General features: G+C 74.3%; 19 protein-coding genes. 10 read left to right on the top strand and 9 right to left on the bottom strand.

The genetic code is table 11. The features are described 5' to 3' along the window. Positions 1–106 precede the first annotated feature (106 nt). Positions 107–814, top strand: a complete 708-nt coding sequence (locus ACIOHG_RS01535; protein ID WP_400944071.1) for a hypothetical protein — start codon at positions 107–109, stop codon at positions 812–814. Between the two features lie 36 nt (positions 815–850). Here the strand turns inward: ACIOHG_RS01535 and ACIOHG_RS01530 are convergent, their stop codons facing one another. Both ACIOHG_RS01530 and ACIOHG_RS01525 read right to left on the bottom strand, forming a co-directional pair. Continuing rightward, positions 851–1,309, bottom strand: coding sequence for a hypothetical protein (locus ACIOHG_RS01530; RefSeq protein WP_400944068.1), 459 nt, complete (start codon positions 1,307–1,309; stop codon positions 851–853). Between the two features lie 7 nt (positions 1,310–1,316). Next, positions 1,317–5,297: an SGNH/GDSL hydrolase family protein gene (locus ACIOHG_RS01525; RefSeq protein ID WP_400944065.1), complete on the bottom strand. Its 3,981-nt coding sequence runs from the start codon at positions 5,295–5,297 to the stop codon at positions 1,317–1,319. A gap of 684 nt (positions 5,298–5,981) precedes the next feature. On the opposite strand from ACIOHG_RS01525, the gene ACIOHG_RS01520 reads away from it, so the two are divergent. The 5 genes from ACIOHG_RS01520 to ACIOHG_RS01500 all read left to right on the top strand — a co-directional run bounded on the left by ACIOHG_RS01520 (position 5,982) and on the right by ACIOHG_RS01500 (position 10,990). Further along, positions 5,982–6,440: a hypothetical protein gene (locus ACIOHG_RS01520; protein ID WP_400944062.1), complete on the top strand. Its 459-nt coding sequence runs from the start codon at positions 5,982–5,984 to the stop codon at positions 6,438–6,440. A 129-nt stretch (positions 6,441–6,569) separates the two neighbouring features. Continuing rightward, the gene (locus ACIOHG_RS01515) at positions 6,570–7,529 is read left to right on the top strand and encodes a hypothetical protein (RefSeq protein WP_400944059.1); all 960 of its coding nucleotides are present in this window, start codon (positions 6,570–6,572) and stop codon (positions 7,527–7,529) included. Positions 7,530–7,563: 34 nt separating this feature from the next. Further along, on the top strand, positions 7,564–9,069 hold the full coding sequence (locus ACIOHG_RS01510) for a peptidoglycan-binding protein (protein WP_400944056.1): 1,506 nt from the start codon (positions 7,564–7,566) through the stop codon (positions 9,067–9,069). Next, positions 9,066–9,755, top strand: coding sequence for an ABC transporter ATP-binding protein (locus ACIOHG_RS01505; RefSeq protein ID WP_400944053.1), 690 nt, complete (start codon positions 9,066–9,068; stop codon positions 9,753–9,755). The genes ACIOHG_RS01510 and ACIOHG_RS01505 overlap by 4 nt, the downstream gene beginning before the upstream one ends. After that, positions 9,755–10,990: an ABC transporter permease gene (locus ACIOHG_RS01500; RefSeq protein ID WP_400944050.1), complete on the top strand. Its 1,236-nt coding sequence runs from the start codon at positions 9,755–9,757 to the stop codon at positions 10,988–10,990. Before ACIOHG_RS01505 ends, ACIOHG_RS01500 begins: the two co-directional genes overlap by 1 nt. A 37-nt stretch (positions 10,991–11,027) precedes the next feature. Here the strand turns inward: ACIOHG_RS01500 and ACIOHG_RS01495 are convergent, their stop codons facing one another. Together ACIOHG_RS01495 and ACIOHG_RS01490 are read right to left on the bottom strand one after the other, a co-directional pair. After that, positions 11,028–12,017 (bottom strand): DMT family transporter, encoded by a 990-nt coding sequence (locus ACIOHG_RS01495; protein ID WP_400944047.1) that lies wholly within the window; start codon positions 12,015–12,017, stop codon positions 11,028–11,030. A 125-nt stretch (positions 12,018–12,142) separates the two neighbouring features. After that, positions 12,143–14,923, bottom strand: coding sequence for an MXAN_6230/SCO0854 family RING domain-containing protein (locus tag ACIOHG_RS01490; RefSeq protein ID WP_400944044.1), 2,781 nt, complete (start codon positions 14,921–14,923; stop codon positions 12,143–12,145). A 287-nt stretch (positions 14,924–15,210) separates the two neighbouring features. Between ACIOHG_RS01490 and ACIOHG_RS01485 the strand changes: the two genes are divergently transcribed. Beyond that, positions 15,211–15,519, top strand: coding sequence for a hypothetical protein (locus ACIOHG_RS01485; protein ID WP_400944041.1), 309 nt, complete (start codon positions 15,211–15,213; stop codon positions 15,517–15,519). Between the two features lie 294 nt (positions 15,520–15,813). After that, on the top strand, positions 15,814–16,215 hold the full coding sequence (locus tag ACIOHG_RS01480; protein ID WP_400944825.1) for a GNAT family N-acetyltransferase: 402 nt from the start codon (positions 15,814–15,816) through the stop codon (positions 16,213–16,215). Positions 16,216–16,305: 90 nt separating this feature from the next. Here the strand turns inward: ACIOHG_RS01480 and ACIOHG_RS01475 are convergent, their stop codons facing one another. From ACIOHG_RS01475 to modA, 4 genes are all read right to left on the bottom strand, one after another. Next, on the bottom strand, positions 16,306–16,584 hold the full coding sequence (locus tag ACIOHG_RS01475) for a hypothetical protein (RefSeq protein ID WP_400944038.1): 279 nt from the start codon (positions 16,582–16,584) through the stop codon (positions 16,306–16,308). Between the two features lie 132 nt (positions 16,585–16,716). Next, positions 16,717–17,799, bottom strand: a complete 1,083-nt coding sequence (locus ACIOHG_RS01470) for an ABC transporter ATP-binding protein (RefSeq protein ID WP_400944823.1) — start codon at positions 17,797–17,799, stop codon at positions 16,717–16,719. Beyond that, a complete protein-coding gene (locus ACIOHG_RS01465) occupies positions 17,781–18,620 on the bottom strand; it encodes an ABC transporter permease (protein ID WP_400944035.1) in 840 nt (279 codons plus the stop codon). Before ACIOHG_RS01465 ends, ACIOHG_RS01470 begins: the two co-directional genes overlap by 19 nt. Then, positions 18,617–19,411, bottom strand: coding sequence for a molybdate ABC transporter substrate-binding protein (gene modA, locus ACIOHG_RS01460; protein WP_400944032.1), 795 nt, complete (start codon positions 19,409–19,411; stop codon positions 18,617–18,619). Before modA ends, ACIOHG_RS01465 begins: the two co-directional genes overlap by 4 nt. 345 nt (positions 19,412–19,756) lie before the next feature. Here modA and ACIOHG_RS01455 point away from each other — a divergent pair, with 345 nt between their 5' ends. After that, positions 19,757–21,124: a cytochrome P450 gene (locus ACIOHG_RS01455; RefSeq protein ID WP_400944029.1), complete on the top strand. Its 1,368-nt coding sequence runs from the start codon at positions 19,757–19,759 to the stop codon at positions 21,122–21,124. Positions 21,125–21,163: 39 nt separating this feature from the next. Here ACIOHG_RS01455 and ACIOHG_RS01450 read toward each other — a convergent pair whose 3' ends face one another. Further along, complete coding sequence (locus tag ACIOHG_RS01450) at positions 21,164–21,766, bottom strand: TetR family transcriptional regulator (protein WP_400944026.1); 603 nt, start codon at positions 21,764–21,766, stop codon at positions 21,164–21,166. A gap of 218 nt (positions 21,767–21,984) precedes the next feature. On the opposite strand from ACIOHG_RS01450, the gene ACIOHG_RS01445 reads away from it, so the two are divergent. Then, positions 21,985–22,701 (top strand): LuxR C-terminal-related transcriptional regulator, encoded by a 717-nt coding sequence (locus ACIOHG_RS01445; RefSeq protein ID WP_400944821.1) that lies wholly within the window; start codon positions 21,985–21,987, stop codon positions 22,699–22,701. Positions 22,702–22,775: the final 74 nt, after the last annotated feature.

The raw sequence follows: 22,775 nt of genomic DNA, 5'->3' as shown, positions 1-22,775 counted from the left end.
GGGCATTCGGCTCCGGGAGGCGGCACCGCTTCCCGGAGCCGAACGCCCGACGAGCCCGACCCCGAGGGAGCCCCTCTTGCCGAACCTTTCCAAGCCCATACCGCGCGTGGCCGCGGCCGTGGCGCTCCTCGCCGTCCTGGCCGGGTGCTCCTCGTTCCACCACCCGGACGCGAGCCGGCCCGCCGGTGCCGTCAGCGCCGAACCCGTTCCCACCGAGCGGTCGGCCCCGCCGTCCCTGGCCGCGTCGGCCTCGCCGGGCGGTGCGGCTGCCCGCGGCCTGGCGGACTGGCCCACCGAGCCGGTGGCCGACAAGGAGGCTCCCGAAATCAAGGCAGCGGTAATCAAGCCCGGGTACACCGGCGAGTCCGCGCTGAACCGTCTCACCGCGGCATGGGGCCTCTCCATGGAGGCTCGGCAGCGGGTCGACTTTCCCGGCCGTCCGACCGTCTGGCACGCCGCGGGTTCCAAACGCGGTGGGGGAACGGTGACTTCGATCGCCGCAGTGTGGAGTCTCGACGGGAACCTGATGTCCCTGTCCTGCTACGTGACGGCCTCGGTGCCGCGGGGAGTGGACTTCCTGCGCGACTGTGTGGACCTGGACCTCCCGGGAGCGGCACCAGTCTCCGCCACCGCGGCCTGGCTGGACGCCGTGGAGCCCCGGGTGGACAGTGCGTTCGCCGCCGGACACGGCGCCGCGGTCGACAGCCCGCTCCACCGCTCGGGCACCGCCGCGGCCGTTCTGCAGCGGGCGCACGACGAGTCCTACGGCGGCGACTACTACCACTTGCACGTCTTCGGCACCGGCACGGGCTGAGCGCGGTGGCGGCGGGTCGGGGACGGGCGGGCCGGTTCAGCCGGGCGGGGGGCAGTCGATCTGCCGCGGTCCCGGGGGAGGGGAGCCGGTCGCTCCCTCGCGGAGCCGGTAGCAGCGGGTCAGCATGCCGGCCATCGGCGCGGGCGGGGCGGCGGCCGGTACCCGCACCCGGACGGTGAGATCGACGGTCGCGTCCTGACCGCGGGTCAGGGCCAGCACCTCGACGCCGGAGGCCGCCGCCGCCCGCTCCACGTCGAGGGCGGGGACGTCCCGCGAGTAGTCCAGCGGGGCGACGAGCCCGCCGAAGCGGGCGGCCCGGGCGTCCGCCGCGGCCCGGGCACGTTCGGCCTCGTCCGTGCTCTGCGAGGCGGAGGTTCCGAGGAGAGCGGCCACCAGTACCACCGGTGCCGCCACCAGGACGGAGCACCCGATCAGGCACCCCGGGTGCCGGCCCCCGCGCCGGGCGGGCGTCGGACTCTCCTCGGAACCGTTCATGACGTGGCTATCCTCGCTGTCCGGTCAGGGCCGCCGCCAGGGCGTTGGCGTAGGCCTGGGTGCCGCCGTTGTTCGGGTGGAAGCTCTCGCGGCTCACGCAGAGGGTGGCGGAGAGGCACATGGGGTTGGAGTTGTCGATGTCCACGGTGGGGTTGTCACCCTGCCCGTTGGGTCCCGTCACGACCGTGTTGATCCACTCCCCGGAAGCGCCCCAGCAGGCGCTGTGCCCGGCGAACGCGTCGATCACCGGCACGAACTGCACGTTCATGCCGCCGGCCCGGAGCTGGGACACCCAGGCCTGGTCGTCGTCCTGGAACCGCTGGGCGAGCCGGCCCAGCATGCTGGTCTCGGTGCTGGAGAACTGCGCGACGAGACCGTTGCACTCGCTGCCCGCCGCGAGGATCTGCGGATACCCGAGCAGGACGATCCTGGCATGGGGCGCCAGGGTCTGGATATTGGTGAGGACGCGTTTGATGCTGACTTCGAGGCCGTCGATGGTGCCCCGGATGCCGTCCTCGTACGACTGGCTCGCACAACTGGTCAGCGGGTTGGCGCACTTCTGCAGGACGTTGGCGAAGCCGGCGTCGTTCCCGCCGACGGTCAGCGTGACCAGGGTGGTGTTGCTGTCCAGGAACCCCGACTGGAGTTGGGAGACCTCGCGGAACTGGCCGTCCGCCTCGTGCCAGAACTGGCCGCCGTCCTGCTGCCAGTAGGCGGGGACGTTGCCCCCGGCGACGCTGCCGAACTGCGCCGTCACCGCCCCGGAGCAGGCGACGGAGTGGTAGTCGAGCGTGGCGTCCCGGGCGTCCGTCCGGGAGCCGATGGAGCTGCCGGACCCGGGCAGGACCGTCTTGCGGGACCAGGAGTTGTTGCTGCGGCGGCAGGCGTCCCAGGACTGGTTGCCGTAGTTGTTGTCGCTCTCCGCGGCGTACGACCCGGAGCCCTCTCCGGAGCTGTAGGAGTCGCCCATGGCGACCACGATATCGGCCGGCTTGCCCGGCAGGGGCGAGAACGCCATGGCGTCCCAGGCGACATCGTCCGTGCCCGTGCCGTCCAGGGTCAGGTTGGAGAGCTCGACCCGGGGCGTGGCGTAGAAGTCGAAGACACCGAGATCGACCCAGGCGTTCTGCTGCCCGTAGTGGTCGGTGGGAATCGTCCGGTGCTCGACGGCGAGTGACGGATCGTCGGTGTTCCCGGTGTAGACGGTGTAGGTCGCCTGCTGGGTCTGCGCGCCGAAGGACGGCAGGTGCACCAGCACCCGGATCCACCCGGTCATCTGGGGCGGCGTCCAGGTCCCGGTGACGACCAGCGGGTCGCTCGGGGTCAGCGGGCTGCCGTTCACCTTCTCCGAGCGGGTGTGGGTGAACCAGTAGTGCCCCCCGAAGCCGCCGCCGATCTGGTGCAGGTCGATCTTGCCCGGGTAGACGGTCCGGTCGTTCTGCACGGCCGGGTTGAAGGCGAACGAGAGGCTGCCCCGGCTCGTCCACGTCTTCGGGGTGGCGCAGCTGTTCGGCCCGGTCGTCGAGTCCGGGACGTCGTCCACGATCACCGCGTTGGCCGGCAGCCCGGAGGTGGTGCAGTCCACCGGGTAGGGGTTGGTCGCGCCGGGGCGCGGCTCGACCGTCGTGAAGGCCAGTGCCTCCTGCCCGCAATAGGTGCTGCACTTCGTCCAGTTGACCGGCTTGTGCCACCAGCAGCGCAGCGACAGCAGGGTGCAGGGGGTGGCGCCGGCCGGGTTGCCGGGCTTGCCCTGGATGCTGGGGTCGCAGTTGTTGCTCGCGTCGCAGAACAGCGTGACGGTGGGCTGCCCCAGCTGGGGGGAGAAGCCGCCGTCCCACTTCCCGCGGGTGTAGGCGGAGTGGTACGCCTTGTCGTTGTAGTCGTAGCGCAGCAGCGGTGTGGACGCCCAACCGAGGACGCGCTCCTCGTACGACCACTTGTTGGGGGTCTTGGCGTCGTCGTACGAGGCGCTCAGGAACATCTTGCGGTCCGGCGGGTAGTTCGGGTTCATCGGGTTGTTGACCCAGCCGAGCCCGTACACGTTCGGATCGTTGTCCTCGCCCGGCAGGTGGTAGCCGGTGTTGTACGCCCAGAGGGCGAACCACCAGTTCTCCAGGTACTTCGGGTCACCGTCGTTGGCGGTGACTCCGGCGGCGCGGGTCTGGTTCCACTTGTCCTCGAGGATGGTGAGGCCGGCGGCGATGTTGGCGGCGTAGTCGACGGTGATCGCCTTCTGCTGGAGCGCGCTGAACTGGGTGTCGGTGCGCCGCATGCCGTCGGTGACCTGGCTGATGCCGTAGCCGCAGTCCGCGTTGGCCCAGGTGATCTGGTCGATGGTGCCGCTGTTGCCGAAGTAGCCGCCCTGCTCGAAGTTCCCGGCGATGCCGTCGGGCGCGTGCGAGCTCGCCTGCCACATGTTGGTCTCCTGGGCGAGCACGCCGAGGAGCACCTGGGCCGGCACCCGGCCGCCGCCCGAGAGCGGGTGCTGCGGGAAGAGCGTCTGGGGGCTGTAGGCGGGGAGGCCGTCGTTGGTCCAGTTGCCGGGCCGGGCGGGCAGCAGGTTCTGCACGGCCAGGTCGGCGGCCCACTCGACCTGCTTCGGGGTGGGCTGGTACGTCTGCGCGGTGGGGTCGTTCCGCGAGACGGCGCAGGCGCGGTCGGGGTCCGCCGGGGTCGAGCCCGGGTCGGTGCTGTCCGCCGCCAGGGCGCGGGAGCCGGTCGGGGCGCGGGAGCCGGCCGGGGCCGCGGCCGTCCCGCCGAGGGCGGGGGAGGCGTTCGTGCCGCTGGAGTCGGTGGCGCGCGGCTGGACGCGGAAGGTGAACTCCTTGCCGGTCGCCGTGGACCTGCCGGTGATCCGCACCGGCGGAGCGGTGTCGGGAGCGTGGCCGCCGATCGCGGCGCCGGCGGCCTCCGTGCCGCTGGTGGCGCTGCTGATCACCAGCTCGCCCCCGGTGGACGCCTCGGACCCGGCCGCGGCGTCCACGGCCCGCCAACTGTCCGGCAGCTTCCGGCCCTTGGTCTGCGCGGTGGCCTGCGGACCGGTCAGCAGGACCGCTCCGCCGCTCGTCCGGGACAGGCCGATCTCACCGAGGCCGACGGTGAGGACCTTGGTGTCCTTCCCGTCGGCGACCCGGTGGATGTCGGCCTGCTTGCCGTGCGGCACCGCGAAGGCGAGTCCGCCGCCGCCCTCCGGCCGGAGCTGGTACGGGGTGCCGTCGTCGGCCGCGCCCCGCACCAGGGGCGCGGTCCGGCCGGCGCTGTCGACGAGCACCAGGTCCTTGCCCTGCGCGGCGGCGATCCCCGCGCCGTACCGGACGGCCGAGGTGAGCTGACCGGGCACCCCGGTGGTCGCGCGGACCCGGCCGGCCGCGGCGTCCACGGTGAGCAGTTCGGTGGTGGGCACGCCCCCGGCGGGCTGGGTGAAACGGCTGAGGACGACGTCCTCGCCGGTGGAGCAGCCCGGGGAGTGGTAGGCGAGGGAGACGCGCTCCGGCAGCTTGGTGACCTTGCCACTGGTCAGGTCGACGACCGCGGCGAAGGCCCCCGCGTCGAACAGGGTCTCCTTGTTGACGAATTGGCGCGGCGCGTAGACCACGACCGCCTTCGTCCCGGACGCGGTGACGCAGGACTGGCCGATCCACTGGTCCGCGTCGTACCCCGGCTCGGCGAGCGTCGCGGCAGTGGTCCACGCGTAGCCGTTGGAAGCCTTGGCGGTGAGGACGTGCAGACCGGTCCCGTCACCGTCGAGCGTGACGGCGCGGTCGGAGGACTCGCGCCAGCCCGGCGGCAGGACGGCGTCCGGCTGGGGCAGCTTCGCCCCGTCGGTCCGGGCGTCGGGCCCGTCGGCCGGCCCGACGGGCTCCCGCGGGAGCGACAGGCCGGGCTGCTGCCCGGAGAACGCCTGTGCCCCGGCGGCGGGTAGGGCGATCGTGCTCGGCAGCAGTGCCAGTACGGCCGCTAACGCTGTGCGTGCTGGTCGGAATCTCATGGTCCCTCTCGATCTGTGGGTACCCGGTGGACTGCGGTGCGGACCGGCTCGGTTCGAGAGGCGCCGGACGCCGGCGGACGACAGCAGGTGGCACCGCCCGCCGGGCCTGCCGCAGCTTCTGCGGATTGTTCCGACCGTTCCTCCCCGGAGCGGGCCGGGGCGACCCTAGCCGGTTGTTCGTGGACGGCGCTACCGGTTCGGCCAATTCTTGACGACCCCTCGAACGAAGGCCGGACAATCAGAGGCAGAAGCGACAACCTGACGGTCTTCGCGTTTTTTCGTACCACCCGTGCGCACTGTCGCGGCCCGGACTTGACACTTGCAGGACGGCCGTGATGAAAATTCCTCGGCCTGTGGGGGCGGTGAATTCGGGGGCGGGCATTCCGGTTCACCCGGCGGTCGCCGCCGTTGTCCTGCCGGGCCGACCGGAGCCGCGCCCCGGGCCCGCCTCCCGCACGGCCGCCCGCGGTGGCGGCCCGGTCCGAGGGCGGGGCCGAATTCCGGATCACCGCCCGGCGGTCGCCCCGCGGGCGAAATCGGTAAATCGTGCACGTGGGAGGAGTCGAAAACCGGCTCCTCCGGGCGGACTGCGCCGCCCTGGAATGTTCTGCACTCATCGGCCCCGGTCGAATTGCGGTGGAAATCTTCCATCGAATCGTTCCGGGGCGCACGGAAGGAGAAGCAATGAAGAAGGTATGGATCGGGCTGGCCGCTCTCGCGGCCTTCCTGGTGCCGCTGGTCGGCGCCGCCCCGTCGGCCCAGGCCGCCGCCGACGGGTCCATCACGAACTGCTCGCGGTACGACGGGTCGCTCTGCCTCTACTACCTGATGAACGCCGGAGGTTCGCACGTCGGCCTGGTCGGCACGGTCTACAACTACGACCAGAACCCGGCCCAGTGCGGGTCGAGCGGCTGCGCCCCCTACTACTTCCAGAGCGACGGCGGCGGGCAGGGCCAGCACGTGAAGAACGACGCCGAGTTCGCCTACAACTACAGCGGCAATGTCTACCGGGTGTACTACAACTCGGGGTTCGGCGGCCCCGCCGACGAGTTGGACCCGCTGGGCTACGGGACCTACTTCCGGAACCTGAACCAGACCTACAACAACAACGCCTCGCAGCAGTACATGTGCGGTGAGTGCTGACATTCCGTCAGGGGCCGCCGCCGGCCCGCCGGTCCCGCGACGGGGAGGCCCGCGATCGAACGCGCCGGGGACCTCGTCGCGGGGCCGCCCTCCGACCACCAGTACCACGACTCTCCCGCGGAGCATGGAATGAACAGCGCAGAGGCCGGGGCGACGCAGCCCCGCCCCCACCGGGCACGACTCCTGGCGACGACCGCGCTGGTGGCACTGGCGTGCGCGTGCACCAGTACCGCCGCCCGGCCCGGCACCGGGACCGCAGCCGCCCCGCCCGGCACCGCCCGGCCCGCCGCCGCGGTGGAGCAACCCACCGTCCTGCCACCGGCGTTGCCGATCGAGGGCTACCTGCAGAGCAACGGCGACCGGGCCCAGGTGATGCGGGCGTCGAAAGCGCTGGTGAAGAACTGCATGGCGCGCTTCGGGTTCGACTACAAGGTCTCGGCCGGAACGACGTCCGCCCCCGACGGCAACCTGGCCAACCGGCCGCGCCGCTACGGCATGACGGACCCGGCCTTCGTCGCCAAGTACGGCTACCACCTGCCCGGCGACGTGAACGGCAGCCCGTCCCCGCCCGCCCCCGAGCCGATGAGCGACGCCGCCTACCGGGTCTTCATCGGGGACGCCGATCCGGCCCTCGCCGGGAAGGTCCCGGCCACGGTGGCCGGCCAGGCCGTCCCCGCGGGCGGGTGCTCCGGCGAGGCCAAGCGGAAGCTCCAGGTCGGTGACGACCAGGCGCCCGCCGAGGAGATCAACATGGCGAGCTTCCACCGCTCGCTCTCCGACGCCAAGGTGGTCGCCGTGTTCGCGGCCTGGTCCGACTGCATGAAGCAGAGCGGGTACTCCTACAAGTCTCCGCTGGATCCCCTGGCGACGCTGACCGGCGGCACCCTGTCCCCGACGGAGATCGCGACCGCGACCGCCGACGTCCGCTGCAAGCAGAGCGTCGATCTGGTCGCGGTCTGGTCCGGGGTCGAGGCGGGCATCCAGAAGCAGATGATCGCGGAGAAGGAGGTGGTGCTCTCGGACGCCAAGAAGCGTCAGGAAGCCACCCTCAAGCTCGCCGCCGGCACGCTTGCCGAGCCCGGCAAATGACCCCGACCCACGGCCCCGGGCAGGTGCGACCCCGATGAGCAGCAGAGACACCGAAGCCGCCGAGATCGTCGAGCGGGAGGACGCGGCGGCTCCGAGCGGACCCGGCGCGGCGGGGGACGCCCGGCGCTCCCGACTCTCGCGCCGCCGGACGGTACTGGTGGCGTCGATGGCGGCGATCACCGCACTCACCGGCGGCGGCGCCGCCGCCTCACTGTTCGTCAAGTCGCCCGCGCAGGCGGCCGCCGACACCCGGCCGCCCGCCCCGGACGTGCTGACCGCCCCGGTCGAGTACCGCGTCCTGGCCAGAACGGTGACCGTCCGCGGTCTGGTGACCCCCGGCCAGGTCGTCGAGGTGGCCCCCACCGGAGCGGGCGAGAGCAGCGCCCGCAGTGTGGTCACCAAGTTGCCCGTGCAGGTCGGGAGTTCGATCGCGGCCGGGCAGGTGCTGCTGGAGGTCTCCGGGCGCCCGGTCTTCGTCCTGCCGGGCGCACTGCCCGTCTACCGGGACCTCAAGCCGGGCGCCACCGGGCAGGATGTCGCCCAGTTGCAGGAGGCGCTGCGCGCGCTCGGCCACCCGACCGGAGGCGACCCGGCCGGGACGTTCGGCGACGGTACCAAGGCCGCGCTCGCCGCGCTCTACGCCGCGGCGGGGTACGAGCCGCGCCCCGCCGCCCCGGAAGGAGCGGCCCAGGTGGAGGCGGCGGCGGACGCCGTGACCGGCGCCGAGCGCTCGCTCCAGGACGCGATCGAGGCCGGCCGGGCAGCGGCGGACCCGCGCGGACGGGGCACGGCGGCGCCGGGGAGCCCGTCCACCGGCGCCGCCCCGGCCGGGGCGGCGGCCGGGGCCGACCGGCAGGTCGACCGGGCGAAGGAGGACCTCGCCAAGGCCAGGGCCCGGCTCGCCCGGTTGAAGGCGGCCGACGGACCGATGCTGCCGGCCGCCGAGGTCGCCTTCGTCCAGAGCTTCCCGGCCCGGGTCGACACCGTCACCGCCCAGGTGGGCAGCCCCGTCTCGGGCAAGGTGATGACCCTCTCCTCCGGGGCACTGGTCGTCGGGGGCACGCTGTCCGTCCGGGAGAAGGGCCTGGTCCACCCGGGCCAGAAGGTCGAGGTCTTCTCCGAGGCCACCGGCATCACGGCCGCCGCGACGGTCGCCGCGGTCGCGGACACCACCGACGCCCCCCAGCAGGACGCAGCCGGCAGCGGCCCGCAGCAAGCCCCCGGAGTGCCCGGCTACCGGTTCCGGATGCAGCCCGACGCGCCGCTCGACCAGCGCCTCACCGCACAGGACGTCAGGGTGACCGTGGCGGCGGCCTCCTCCGAGGGCAAGGTCCTCGTGGTGCCGGTGTCCGCCGTCTCCTCGACCGCCGACGGCCGGACCGTCGTCACAGTGCTCCGGGCCGGTCGGCGCGAGCGGGTCGAGGTCACCCCCGGCATCTCCGGCGACGGATGCGCCGAGATCCGCCCGACCGCCCCCGGAACCGTGGTCGAGGGAGACCGGGTGGTCGTCGGCACCGAGAACGGAAAGATGCCCGGATGAGCACCCCCGTGGTCGAGTTCCAGCAGGTCGGCCTGACCTACCCCGGCCCGCCCGCGGTCTCCGCCCTCCGGCCGGCCGACCTGAGGATCGGCGGGGGCGAGTACGTCGCGGTCGTCGGCCCGTCGGGCTCCGGCAAGTCGACCTTCCTCAACATCATGGGTCTGCTGGACAGCCCCACCACCGGCCGCTACCTCCTCGACGGGAAGGACACGGCGGTCCTCGACGACGCGGACCGCGCGGCCCTGCGCGGACAGCGGCTCGGGTTCGTGTTCCAGGGCTTCCACCTCCTTCCGCACCGGGACGCCACCGAGAACGTCGCGCTGGCGCTGCTGTACACCGGGTCGGACCGGCGGCGGCGCCGGGCGCGGGCCCGCGAGGTGCTCGGCCGGGTCGGCCTGTCCCACCGGCTCGACACCGCCCCGAGCAGGCTCTCCGGCGGCGAGCGCCAACGGGTTGCCATCGCCCGGGCGATGGTCAACCACCCGTCCCTGCTCCTGTGCGACGAACCGACCGGGAACCTGGACTCCGCCACCGCCCGGAGCATCCTCGACCTGCTCGACGAACTCAACGCGGGCGGTACCACCGTCGTTCTCATCACCCACAGCGCCGACGTCGCGGACCGGGCCCGGCGCACCGTCACGATCCGGGACGGCGTCCTCACCGAGACCGCCGGGGTGACGTCCTGATGCGCGGCGGACGGAACGGGGCCGGCCGGCCCCGGCTCACCCCGGGCGACCTGATCGCCGAAGCCCTCGCCGGTGTCCTGCAGCGACCGGCCCGGGCCCTCCTCACCGCGGTCGGCACCGTGCTGGGCGTCGGGACCTTCGTCGCCGTCCTCGGGCTCAGCGCGACCGCCAACGCCCGGATCGACTCGCGCTTCAACGCGCTGTCCGCGACCGAGGTCACCGTCGAGGACACCGGCGGAGACGCGTCCGAGCGCGTGCCGCTCTCCTTCCCCGCCGACGCCGACGACCGGATCGAGCGGCTGCACGGAGTCGTGTCGGCCGGCGTCTACTGGAACGTGGCCGTCCCCGGCGGAGGGGTCAAAGTGCGGTCCACCCCGATCGACGGCGCGGACGACGGCGAGGCGATGGACGTCGTGGCGGCCTCCCCCGGGGCGCTCGCCGCGGCCGGCCCGCACCTGCTGCGGGGGCGGACGTACGACGCCTACCACGACTCGACCGCCCAGCAGGTCGCCGTGCTGGGGGCCGGTGCCGCCGCCCGACTGGGCATCACCACGCTGGAGACCCGGCCCGCCATCTTCATCGACGGGACCCCGTTCACCGTGATCGGGATCGTGGACGACGTCCAGCGCCGGGCCGGCACCCTGCTGTCGGTCACCGTGCCCCGCAGCACCGCGCTCGGCCTGTGGGGCCCTCCGGCACGGGAGCGGGCGCACATGCTCGTCTCCACCGAGCTCGGGGCGGCCCGGCAGATCGCCGCCGAAGCCCGCGTCGCGCTCGACCCGGTCCACCCCGAACGCTTCGAGGTGGTCCCGCCACCGGACCCGCGGGCGCTGCGGGGCAGCGTCGCGTCCGATCTCGACCAGCTGTTCCTGCTCCTCGCCGCCGTCTGCCTGACCATCGGAACGGTCGGCATCGCCAACACCACCCTGGTGTCGGTCATGGAACGCACCGGCGAGATCGGCCTGCGCCGGGCCATCGGCGCGCGAGGACGCCACATCGTCGTCCAGTTCCTCGCCGAATCCGCCGTCCTCGGGACGTCCGGCGGTGTCGTCGGAGCCTCCTGCGGCACCATCACGGTCCTGGCCGTCGCGGTCGCCAGGCACTGGACGCCGGTGCTCCCGCTCGCCGTCCTCGGCAGCGCACCGGTCGTCGGACTGGTGACCGGCCTGGTCGCCGGCCTCTACCCCGCATGGCGGGCGGCCCGGGTCCAACCCGCGGAGGCGCTGCGACGCTGACCGGGCGGCAGGCGGTCCAGGACCGTGCCGGGGCCGCTCAGCCGGAGTGCGGTGCGGTGCCCGGCACGGTGCCTGGCGCGGCGCGGAGTTCGGCGCGGGCCAGGGCGGTGACCGAGAGCAGCAGGACGGCGGTGCCCAACAGGGCCGCCGGGGTGAGGGGTTCGCCGAGCAGGGTGGCGGCGATGGCGGTGGCGCTCAGCGGTTCGATCAGGGCGATCACCGAGGCGGTGGCGGCCCGGATCACCGCCGCGCCCGCGAAGTACAGGGCGTAGGCGAGCGCGGTCGGGACGGTCGCCAGGTAGCCGAGCAGGGCGAGCGTCGAGGGCAGGGACCCGGCGGCCGGGAGCAGGCCCTCGGCGAGCGCGAACGGGAACAGGCAGGCCGCGCAGATCAGGAAGGACCACAGGGTGGTGGCCGCCGGGTCGTCGACGGCGCCGGTCCGGGACGCCCGGTGCCGGGTGGCCAGCGTGATCGCCGCGTAGCCGGCCGCCGAGGCCAGCGCCCAGGCCAGGCCGACCGGGTCGGCGCCGGGTCCTGACGTGCCGTCACCGAGCACCAGGACGGCGAGGCCCGCGACGGCGCCGAGCACCGCCGACACCCCGGCCCGGCCCAGCCGTTCGTCCATCAGCAGCCGGCCGCCGAGCGCCACCAGCACGGGCGCCGAACCGAGCGTCACCACGGTCGCCACGGCCAGGCCGGTGTGCCGGACGGCCAGGAAGTACGCGGCCTGGAAGAGCGTCAGCCCGAGGCCGTTGAGCAGGACCCGGACGAGCGCCGGGGCACTGCGCGGTGCGGTCCGCGGTGCGGTCCGCGGCCGACCGCTCCGGCGCGGGCCGGTGAACGGGCGCAGCGCCAGCAGGACGGCCGCGCCGCCCAGCGAACGCCAGAAGGTCAGGGCGAGCGGGCCCAGGCCGCTGTGTCGGAACAGCAGTGCGGCCGCCGCACCGGCGGTGCCCCAGGCGGTGGCGGCGAGGGCGACGTACAGCAGGCCCCGCCGCGCGGGCAGGGCGGAGTGGAACGAGAACACGGGTGAACTCCCGGAGAGCCGTCATGGTCGGTGGCCACGGAAGCGGGCAGCGCCGACCGCCCCGGGAACCCCGCGCACAGCGCGATCGGGCCCCGGGCGGACTCAGGGAGTGGCCGGCCGCCCGCTCAGCCGGCGGGAGGGGGCAGAACACCACGATGCATGCCCGCCACTGTACGCGAGCCCGCCGCGTCCGCTCCGCCCGCCGTGCCCGCCGCGCTCTGCGGCGCGAGCCCGGCCACCAGGTCGCCCGCGGTGAGCCGGGCCAGGGTGTCCGGCGCGGCGTCCAGCGCGCCCGGGTGCAGGCGGTACAGCTCGCCGGACAGCTCGTCCGGAGCGACCGGATCGCCGTCCACCAGGGCCACGAACACCCGCTTCCCGGCGATGAGTTCGCCCGGTTCCTGGTCCGGCAGCGAGCCGCCCGGCGGCGGACCGTCCGGGTCGCGCAGCGCCCGCAGCCGCCCGGCGAAGGCCGACAGCTCCTCGTCCGGCCCGCGCCGCCAGCGGCGCAGGGCGCCGGACCGGTCGCGGACCAGGACGTCGCCCTCGGTGTGCGCGGCCCGGGCGCAGGCCACGTCCCACAGGGTGGCCCGCTGCTCGGGGGAGAAGTGCGCGAGCACGTCGCGGGCGAGCGCGCCGACCTCCTCGTGGTGCCGGGCCACGCTGTGGAAGCCGCCGTTCGCGTCGGTGTTGAGGTCGGTCCAGGTGTAGTGGCGGTCCGCCAGGTCCACGATCATCGGCACCGAGACCTTGGCGTCGCCGGTCAGGTCCATCCGCTGGCGGACCGCCCGCGGGTGCAGGTGCCGGCCGCCGGGCGGGGTCGCCCCGAGGTCGGCGAACCCGGTGAACGCCTCCGGCAGTTGCTCGAAGGACACGTCGTTGTAGCTGAACACGACCATCACCGCGTAGCGGACCCGGGCGGCGGCGAGCCGGTCCAGGTCCAGGTCGACGAACTCGCTGGCGCCGTGCGGCGGCGGGGCGGAGACGTAGTCCCCGGAGTGCACGGCCGCCCGGTCGAGGAAGCGGAGGCTGGTGTAGTCGCACAGCCCGGCGAACCGCCAGTCCGCGTCGAACAGCGCCACCGACAGGTCCAGGTCGACCCGGAGCCCCGCGGGCGGCATCCAGTGCAGGAACAGCCGCAGCCGCCCGCCGTCCGGCAGCGGCAGGCTGCTCCCGCGCGGCACGGTGACCAGGGTGCGGGCCACCGAGCGCTCCGCGAACGGGGCGATCAGCCCCGCCAACCCCTCGTCCAGCAGGCTGACTTCGGGTCGTTCGGGGTGGTCACCGGCCCGGCGCAGCAGCTCCGCCTCGATCAACGCGACCAGCGGGGCGGCGAGTTCGGGCGGGACGACGGTGCCGTGGTCCGCGCGGGAGTGTGCCAGCGAAACCAGGCCGCGCGGGAAGTACAGCCGGCGCTCGCCCGCCGAGCGGGGCCCGCGCAGCCGGCCGTAGGCGCCGAGCAGCGGGCCGGGCGCCACCCGGGGCAGTGCCCGGGCCACGGCGGCCGACAGCGCGGGCGGCAGCGGCTCGCCCGGCGCGGTGGCTGCCCGGACCCGCAGCAGGTGGTGCAGGCGGCGCACCAACTCGCCTGGCCGGTGGGCGAGTTCGTCCACCGCGCCGGTCACGTCGCCGGTGGCCAGCAACTGCTCCACCCGGCCGGCGAAGCCGGTGTGGGCGAGCCGGGTTCGGCCGCCGGTCCGGGCGACCCGCAGCGGGGCGGGTGGCTCCGTGAGCTCCCGGCCCACGCCGTGGGCGTCCAGGTCGGTGGTGCGCAGCAGCGCGAACGCGGCCGCGACGGCGGGGAACCGGCCGCGGAACTCGAACGGGTGCAGCAGCTCGCCCGCCCGCAGCCAGGGCTCCCGGTGGCGGCGGAGGTCCTCGGCGAGCGCGGCCGGGCCGAGCCCGTCCAGGATCGCCAGCAGGCCGCGGCGCAGCGGCCGCGGCAGGTTGCGCAGCCGCAGGCGGCGGGCGGTGCCGGGCAGCAGGTCCGGTTCGACGCCGTTGCGGGCCCAGAGCAGGCGCAGCACGTCGGTGGCGGTGTCGATCCGTCCGGCGAGCAGCGGGAGCGCCGATTCGCCGCCGCGGCGCAGGAGTTCGGCCAGCACCACGGCCTTCGTCTCGCGCAGCGGGATCTGCGCGGGGAGCAGGTCGGGGAGGTCGTCGGGGGCGTGCGCGAGCAGGGTGGCCAGGTCGTCCCGGTCCTGCGGCGCCAGTGGGGTGCGCCGGGCCAGCAGGCGGTCGAGCTCGGCCAGGGCGGCGGCGGTCGGCTCTGCGGCGAGCAGCCGCAGCGGGCGCAGCGCGGGCTCCTCGCGGGGCTTGCGCGGGCGGACCGGGGGCTGCTTGCCGACCGGTTCCGGCTCCGGGTCGGCCCGGTGGCCGCCGAGTACGAACGGGTGGGCGGGCAGTGCCGCCCCGCACGAGGGGCAGCACAACTCGGCCGTTCCGGTGGACAGTTCGTCCAGGCAGTCGGCGCACAGCAGGTGCAGGCACGGGGCGAGCAGGCCGATGCCGACCCGGGCGCCGGTGCGGGTGCAGCGGGCGCAGGGCTGGTTCGGCTGGTTCAGCAGGAAGGCGCGCATCTGCCGGTTGTGCAGGACGGAGGCGTGCTCCGGCACCGCGTCCGGGAAGCGGCGGAACAGCGGGGCGTGCCGGCGGTCGGTGCCCAGCAGGTGGTCGATCCGGGCGAGCAGGGCGTCACCGGTCGAGGCCAGCCGCAGTGGCGCCAACCGGGCCAGCGCGGAACGGAGTTGAACGGTCAGCAGGTATCCGCGCTCGGCCAGGTCGGCGTCCAGCGCGACCAGGCCGCGCCGGGACCACGGGTCCGCGGCGGGCAGCAGCTCGGCCGGGTCGACGGCGACGGCCGAACGGCGGCGGAGCAGGAAGGAACCGAGATCGAGATCGACGCGCACGTCGAAAGGAGCCGTAGTGGCTCGGGGCATACCGGGAAACCCCTCGGGGGAGGCGGCAGACGAGAGAGCGGGCGGAGAGGGGGCGCGCTGGTTCTGTTCGGAAGGGAAGGAGAAGGAAGCACGCCGCAGAGCCGCCCGCACCGCCACTCTAGCCACGCCCCTCCGTACCGCAACCGCTTTTTCCCGCCCGGCCCACGGGGGCTGGTGACCTCCGTGCCCCAGGAGCACCCACGGGTGTCCGCGAAACCGCTCCGGCGCCGCTCGGCGACAAGTAGGGTGCGGGCGGTATGACAGTCGGACGGCCCGCTCGGCGGGTGGTGCTGGTGGGGTTCCTGGTGTCGTGCGTCGTGTTCACCGCAGTGGTGGCGGTCCTGGGGGTCGTCGCGGTGACCCGGGGACGGGCGGGGGGCGACGCCGTCGGGGTGGAGCGGATGGCCGGACTCTCGCACGAGCAGCATCCGGGCAAGGGGAGGTACTACGTCCCCGACGAGGCGGCCCTGGTACCGGGAGACGGGCAGCGGCAGGTCTTCGTCGTGCGGAGCGAGGGCGGCCCGCTCCCGGGGGCCGGGGACGTCTACGTCCGGGCGGAGGAGTGAGTACCTGAGCCCTGGGTCCGTTCCAGGAACACCTGTCGGGGCGGGTCGACGGTGGTCTCCTGTTACTGTCGGCCCGGCTGCGACGGCGGGTTGCGAACGGAGACGGGCATGCCGGGCATCTTCCCCGAGACGGTGATGCACACGAGTCGGCTGAGGCTTCGTCCGTTCACCGGCGGCGACATCGAGGACACCCGGGCTGCCTGTTCGGACGAGCTCACCCAGCGGTGGCTCCCGCTGCCCCGGCCCTATACCCGTGAGGACGCGACGGCCTAGTGTACCGAGGTCGCGCACGCGCTGCGTGAGTCCGGTGACGGTATCCACTTCGCGATCGCCGACGCCTCCAGCGACCGGTTGATGGGCACTGTCGGGCTGAAGAAGACCGACTGGCGGGCGCGCGTGAGCGAGGTCGGCTACTGGACGGCTCCCTGGGCCAGGGGACGCGGGATCGCCGCCGAGGCCACTCGGGCGCTGGGGAGATGGGTGCTGATGGATCAGGCCTTCCAGCGGATGGAACTGCTGGCCGCCACCGAGAACACCGCTTCCCGGAAAGTCGCGCTCCGGGCCGGCCTGCACCGCGAAGGCATTCTGCGGAACGCCGGCTTCGTGCACGCGGGCCGGGTCGACCTCGTCCTGTTCTCCCTCGTACCGGAAGACCTCCGAGGTACGGCCCCCGCACCGACCGACTCCGGCCCCTGACCGCCCTGTCGCCTTGATCCGGTCGGTCCGGTTTCCGGGTGGGACGGGCACCGATCGAACTCCCGTCGCTCCGCGGCCTTTTCATCGTGCTCAGGCACTCCCGACGTATGCGCGCAGGTCGGGATGCGCGGTGGGGACCTTCCAGCGGCGGAGGGCGTCCAATCCGTCGGTGGGCCAGCCGTCGGTGGGCCGTTCGGCGAGGAAGCGGACGACGCGTTGTTGTGCGTGGTTCAGGTCGGCGAAGGAGCGCGGGGCTTCGGCGGGGGTGGCCGGGAAGACCAGGGTGAACAGCTTGTACGCCGTGCAGTACCTGTCCTGGGACCTCTCGACGCCCGTGCAGCCGGCCAGGCCGGTGAGCATGGCCTCCACGGCCCGAGGCGTGGTGGCCTCGGGGGTCTCGGCGGGGTGAGCGGCGGCGCCCCGTCGGCCCGGGTGCGGTCCCACAGGGCAGTGCGCAGGTGGTCGAAGGCGGCCATGGCACCCGGATGGTGGCGGGCCCGGTCAGGCCGGGTAGGCGTGGGTCTGGGTGGCCTTGACGGCGGCCCAGACGCGGGTGCCCGGGGTGAGGTCGAGGTCGGCGGCGGCGGTGGGGGTGAGGTCGGCGGCGAGCGGGAGGGGGCCGGTCAGGTCGACCCGGAAGCGGTCGCCGTGCAGGTCGAGGCCGGCGACGGTGCAGGGGAACAGGTTGCGGGCGCTGGTCTCGGGGCGGTGCCGGTGCAGGGTGACCGCGTCGGGCGGGAAGGCGACGAACGCGGGGCCGGTCAACTCCTCGTCGGTGATGAGGAGTTGACCGGTGGGGAGGGTGACGCGGCGGCCGTCGGCGGTGCCCTGGTACAGGTTGAGGCCGACCAGTCGGGCGATGTAGTCGGTGCGCGGGCGCCGGGCCACCTCGGCGGGGCGGCCGCGCTGCACGACCCGCCCGGACTCGATCACCACCAGCCGGTCGGCCAGCACCATCGCGTCCAGCGGATCGTGCGTGACCAGCACCGCGACCGCCTCGAACTCGGCCAGCCGGTGCCGGAGTTCGGCCCGCACGTCGAGCCGGGTGCGGGCGTCCAGCGCGGCCAGCGGCTCGTCCAGCAGCAGCAGCCGGGGCCGGACGGCGAGCGCCCGGGCCAGCGCGACCCGCTGCGCCTGGCCGCCGGAGAGCTGCGCGGGGCGCCGCCCGGCGTGCTCGGCCAGGCCCATCCGCTCCAGCCAGGGCAGCGCCCCGGCCCGGGCCGCGGACCGGCGCAGGCCCCGGCAGCGCAGCCCGAACGCGACGTTGTCGAGCGCCGACAGGTGCGGGAACAGCAGGTAGTCCTGGAAGACCACGCCGATCGGGCGCTGCTCAGCGGGCCGGAAGACCCCGTCGGCGGGGGAGTCCAGCGCCGCGCCGTCCAGCCGCAGGTGACCGCCCGTCAGCGGGAGCAGCCCGGCCAGGGCGCGCAGCGCGGTGGACTTGCCGGCCCCGTTCGGGCCGAGCAGCGCGACCACCTCGCCGGGTTCGGCGCTCAGCGCCACGTCGAGGGTGAACGCGCCGCGTTCGACCCGCAGTTCGGCGTCCAGGGAGGGGGTGGGGGGTTTCACGGCGTGGACATCCAGCGGTCGCGCAGGCCGGCCAGGACGGCGACCGAGACGGTGAGCAGGACCAGGCTGAGCGCGATGGCCGCCTCCGGGTCCGACTCCATGGCGAGGTAGACGGCGAGCGGCATGGTCTGGGTCCGGCCGGGGAAGTTGCCGGCGAAGGTGATGGTGGCGCCGAACTCGCCGAGCGCCCGGGCCCAGGCCAGCACGGCGCCCGCGCCGATCCCGGGGGCGACCAGCGGCAGCGTGACCCGGCGGAAGGCGGTCAGCCGGGAGGCGCCGAGGGTGGCCGCGGCCTCCTCGTAGCGCGGGTCGGCGGCGCGCAGCGCGCCCTCCACGCTGATCACCAGGAACGGCATCGCCACGAACGCCTCGGCGAGCACCACGCCCGCGGTGGTGAACGGCAGGGTGATGCCGGTCCAGGCGTCCAGCCGGCGGCCCAGGATGCCGTTGCGGCCGAGCACCAGCAGCAGCGCGACACCGCCGACCACCGGCGGCAGCACCAGCGGCAGGGTGACCAGGGCGCGCACCACCCGGCGGCCGGGGAAGTCGGTGCGGGCCAACAGCCAGGCCAGCGGCACGCCGAACAGCAGCGCGACGGCGGTGGCCAGGGTCGCGGAGAGCAGCGAGAGCTTCAGCGCCTCCCAGACCTCGGGGCCGGTGAGCAGGCCGGGCAGCGCGCTCCACGGCGCGCGCACCAGCAGGCCGAGCAGCGGCAGCACCAGGAAGGCCAGGCCGAGCAGTGCGGGCAGCAGCAGCGCGGCGGGCGCGCGGCCGGCCCCCCGGGGCCGCCGCCGGCCCCGGGGGTGTGGTGCGGTGGTGGAGCGGGGGGAGGTCACGGCGCCTGGAAGCCGGCCTCGGTGAGCACCCGGCGGGCGTCCGCGGAGCCGACGTAGCCGAGGAACGCGGCCGCGCCGTTGGCGTTCGGGGCCTTGGCGAGCGCCGCGATCGGGTAGTCGTTGACGGCCTGGGCGGCCTCGGGGAAGTCCACGCCGTCGATCTTCGCAGCATCGGCCTTCACATCGGTCCGGTACACGAGCGAGGCGTCGACCTCGCCGAGCTCGACCTTGGTGAGGGCGCCCTTGACGTCCTGCTCGTAGGTGGCGGGGGTGAGGTCCACGCCCGCGGCCTTCAGCGCGGTGACGGCGGCGGCGCCGCACGGCACCTCCTTGGCGCACAGCGCGGTCTTCAGGCCGGTCAGGTCCTTCAGGCCCGCGACGTGCTTCGGGTTGCCCTTGGCGACCGCGATCTCCAGCGTGTTCTTCACGAACACCTTCGGGTCGCCGCCGGTCAGCTTGGCGTCGCCGACGGTCTTCATGGTGGCCGGGCTGGCCGCGGCGAACACGTCGGCGGGCGCGCCGGAGACGATGCTCTGGGCCAGCGCCGAGGAGCCGCCGAAGTTGAAGGTCACCTTGACGCCCGGGTAGGCGGCCTCGAAGCGCTTGCCGATCTCGGTGAAGGACTCCTTGAGCGAGGCCGCGGCGAACACCGTGACGGTGCCCTTGACCTCGGGCCGGGGCGTCACGGCGGTGTCGGTGGTGGAGGAGCCGGCGGAGCCGGTGCACGCCGTCAGGCCGGCCGCGAGGACGAGGACGGCGGAGGCGGCGAGGAGTCGTCTGGCGCTGCGCATGGCTGGGGTTCCCCTGGTCGTGGTGGGCGGACGTGGCGGCGGTCGTGCAGTCGGCCGGTCGTACAGCCGGTCGGGCGGTCGGTCGCGGGCGAGGGTCGGGGTGCGATCAGGTGATCATAGTGCCGCAGCTGCTGGGCCCGGGGCTGCTGTCTCATCGCACAAGCGACCTTAAGAGGAACTTAAGGGTGGCATGTGCAATGCCTCAAGGCCAAGGCCCCCGAAGAGGCGGGCGGGCGGGGGTCGATCGTGCGCCCTCGCCCCGCGCCGCCCCGCCGGGGGATACTGACGCGGTTTCAGCGAACCGTCCGCACACGGCGGTTCGCCCGCTGACGGAGGGGGAACTCCATGGCCACCACCACCCGGGTGCCCGGCCCGGCCGGACTGCCGCTGATCGGCTCGCTGCTCGACCTCAAGCGCGACCCGCTCGCCACCTACCTCGCAGCCCGGCGCGACCACGGCGACGTGGTCCGCATCCAGGCCGGCCCGCCCGGCCTGCGGGCCGAGCTCTGGCTGGTCACCTCGCCCGAGGGCGCCCAGCAGGTGCTGGCCACCGAGGCGGCCAACTTCCGCAAGGACAACGTCTTCTACGGCGAGATCCGGGAGAGCTTCGGCAACGGCCTGCTCACCTCGCAGGACGAGGACTACCTGCGCCAGCGCCGCCTGGTCCAGCCGCTGTTCACCCGCCGCCGGGTCGACGGCTACGCCGACGCGATCGGCGTCGAGACCGAGGCGCTGGCCGCCCGCTGGGCCACCGCCCCCGGCGGGCAGGTCGACCTGGCCGAGGAGATGAACCGCTTCGCGCTGCGCACCGTCGCCCGCATCCTGTTCGGCCAGGACGTCGAGGAGGCGGTCGAGACCGTCCACCACGCCTTCCCGATCCTCAACGCCTTCGTCCGGGACCGGGGCTTCTCCCCGCTGCGGCTGCCCCGCGCGTGGCCGCTGCCCGGCCACCGCAGGGCGCTGGCCGCCGAGCGGACGCTGTACGAGGTGTGCGACACGATCATCGCGGGCCGCGCCACCGACGGGGACGCGGCCGACGGCGAGGACCTGCTCTCCCTGCTCGCCAAGGCCCGCGACGAGGACGGCAACCAGCTGGACGCCACCGAGCTGCGCGAGCAGGTGCTGATCTTCCTGCTGGCCGGCCACGAGACCACCGCCACCTCGCTGACCTTCGCCCTGCACCTGCTCGGCAAGCACCCCGAGGAGCAGGAACGGGCCCACCGGGAGGCTGCCGGACTGCTGGCCGACGGGCGCCGCCCGACCGCCGCCGACTACCAGCAACTCCCGTACCTGACGATGGTGTTGAAGGAGGCGATGCGGCTCTACCCGGCCGCCCCCTCGGTCGGTCGGCGGGCCGTGAAGGCGGCCGTGGTCGGCGGGGTGGAGATCCCGGCCGGCGCGGACGTGCTGATCGCCCCGTACGTGACGCACCGTCACCCCGCGCACTGGGAGGACCCGGAGCGCTTCGACCCGGAGCGGTTCACCCCCGAGCGCGAGGCGGGGCGGCACCGCTACGCCTGGTACCCCTTCGGCGGCGGCCCGCGGGCCTGCATCGGCCAGCACTTCTCGATGCTGGAGTCGGTGCTGGCGCTGGCCGTCCTGCTCCGCGAGTACGAGGTCACCGCCGTCGACACCGAGGTCCCGCTCGGCCAGGGCATCACCCTGGAGGTCCGCGGCCCGGTCCGGGTGAAGCTCACCCGCCGCCCGGCCTGACCCGCCCCACCCCTCGGCGCCGCCCGGGGCGACCCGCCGTCAGTCCGGCGGCGGGTCGCGCCGGCCGGTCCGGACGAAGTGCTCCAGGATCAGCCAACTGTCCTGCAGTGCACGGGAGTCCAGCCCGAGGCCGGCGGTGTCGAGCAGGCGTTCGTAGCCCACCACCAGGGCCAGCAGGAAGTGCGCGGCGGCGGTGGGGGAGCAGGCGGCCGGCAGTTCGCCCGCGGCGCGGGCCGCCCGGGCCTGCCGGAGGACGAAGTCGCCGACCAGGCCGACCAGCCGGTCGGCGCCGTCCAGGGCGGCGGCCGGTTCGACGGCCAGCCGGAGCGCGGCCCGCAGCCGGACGTCGCTGCCCAACTGCCGCAGCAGGCCGACCACGCCGAGGCGCAGCGCCTCGGTCGGCGAGCCGGCCCCGGCCGCCGCCCGCTCCAGCACGTCGGCGCAGGCCGCGGTGCCGAGGGCGAGCAGCGCCGCCGCGAGCGCCTCCTTCGAGGAGAAGTGCCCGTACAGGGCGCCCTTGGTCATGCCCGTCCGGCCGACCACGGCGGCCAGCGTGGTGCGGGCGTAGCCGGACCGGATGAACTCGGCGGCGGCGGCGTCCAGGGTCTGTTCGTACGTGCGCAGGGCGCGCTGTTGCTTCAAGGTCGGGCCACCTCTCCTGCCGGCGTTACCCGCAAGATACCTTACGAACGGTATGTTTAACCCGTCTGTTACCCCTGTCTGATCGTCAGATTCCTTACCCCAACTGGGGTTGCAAAAAAATACCTTCTCAAGGGTATGCTTCTCATGTCATCGTGGGATGGCGCCGGGATCGAGGTCTGCCCGAACTGCGGGCGAGGTCCCGCTAGGGGGTGATCACGATGCTTGACGACGAGATGCGCACGGTCGGGCCCGCCGTCGAGGTGGTGCTCGGCCTGCGGGCCGGAGCCGGGGCCGAGGTGGAGCGGGTGCTCGCCGCGGCCGACGGCATCCGGGTCCTGGCCTCCTGCGGCGGCCCGGGGGCGGCGATCGGCCGGGCCCGGGCGGCGGCGGAGCGCCGGCCGCTGCTGCTGCTCGCGCTCGACGACCTCGGGCCGGCGGACGCGGCGGCGCTCACCGGCGCCGGGCTGCGGGTGCTGCTGCTGGTCCGCGAGATCGGCACCGTCGACCTCGCCGAGGTCGTCGGCACCGGCAGCGCGGGCGTCCTGGACGCCGACGACCTGACGCCCCGTTCGCTGATCGGGGCGGTCCGGGAGGCGGCGGCCGGCCGGGTACCGCTCCCCGCCGGGCTGGCCCGGCGGCTGCTGGCGCCCGGCGGCCCGCCCGCCGCCAGGCCGCTGCCCCGGCTGACCGCCCGCGAGCAGGAGGTGCTGGTGCTGATGGTCGACGGGCTGAGCAACAAGCAGATCGCCCGCCGGCTGGCCATCTCCGACCACGGGGTCAAACGGTTGGTCGGCAACATCCTGGCCAAGCTGGACGCCCCGAACCGCACCTGCGCCGTCACCCGCTCACTGCGCGAAGGGCTGTACGAGCACTGCCTGGCCGGGCGGGTCCCCCGGCAGCACACCGCCGCCGCCCCGGTCCGCGCGGCCGGCTAGGTCCTGTCTTCAAACCCCCGCCTGCCCCACGGCGCCCGGCACGCGCCCTCCTTGCCCGCCCTCGGGCAGGAGGG

It is taken from the genome of Kitasatospora sp. NPDC088134 (assembly GCF_044741705.1).
Taxonomy (GTDB): Bacteria; Actinomycetota; Actinomycetes; order Streptomycetales; family Streptomycetaceae; genus Kitasatospora.
The sequence above is the reverse complement of the archived record's forward strand: the minus strand, read 5'-3'. Positions and strand labels throughout refer to the sequence as shown.

Bases quoted from the DNA above. Each gene is read 5' to 3' on its own strand.
- ACIOHG_RS01500 (WP_400944050.1), top strand. From the start codon at position 9,755: ATGCGCGGCGGACGGAACGGGGCCGGCCGGCCCCGGCTCACCCCGGGC.
- ACIOHG_RS01485 (WP_400944041.1), top strand. From the start codon at position 15,211: ATGACAGTCGGACGGCCCGCTCGGCGGGTGGTGCTGGTGGGGTTCCTG.
- ACIOHG_RS01510 (WP_400944056.1), top strand. From the start codon at position 7,564: ATGAGCAGCAGAGACACCGAAGCCGCCGAGATCGTCGAGCGGGAGGAC.
- modA (WP_400944032.1), bottom strand. From the start codon at position 19,411: ATGCGCAGCGCCAGACGACTCCTCGCCGCCTCCGCCGTCCTCGTCCTC.
- ACIOHG_RS01445 (WP_400944821.1), top strand. From the start codon at position 21,985: ATGCTTGACGACGAGATGCGCACGGTCGGGCCCGCCGTCGAGGTGGTG.
- ACIOHG_RS01515 (WP_400944059.1), top strand. From the start codon at position 6,570: ATGAACAGCGCAGAGGCCGGGGCGACGCAGCCCCGCCCCCACCGGGCA.
- ACIOHG_RS01525 (WP_400944065.1), bottom strand. From the start codon at position 5,297: ATGAGATTCCGACCAGCACGCACAGCGTTAGCGGCCGTACTGGCACTG.
- ACIOHG_RS01520 (WP_400944062.1), top strand. From the start codon at position 5,982: ATGAAGAAGGTATGGATCGGGCTGGCCGCTCTCGCGGCCTTCCTGGTG.
- ACIOHG_RS01505 (WP_400944053.1), top strand. From the start codon at position 9,066: ATGAGCACCCCCGTGGTCGAGTTCCAGCAGGTCGGCCTGACCTACCCC.
- ACIOHG_RS01455 (WP_400944029.1), top strand. From the start codon at position 19,757: ATGGCCACCACCACCCGGGTGCCCGGCCCGGCCGGACTGCCGCTGATC.
- ACIOHG_RS01530 (WP_400944068.1), bottom strand. From the start codon at position 1,309: ATGAACGGTTCCGAGGAGAGTCCGACGCCCGCCCGGCGCGGGGGCCGG.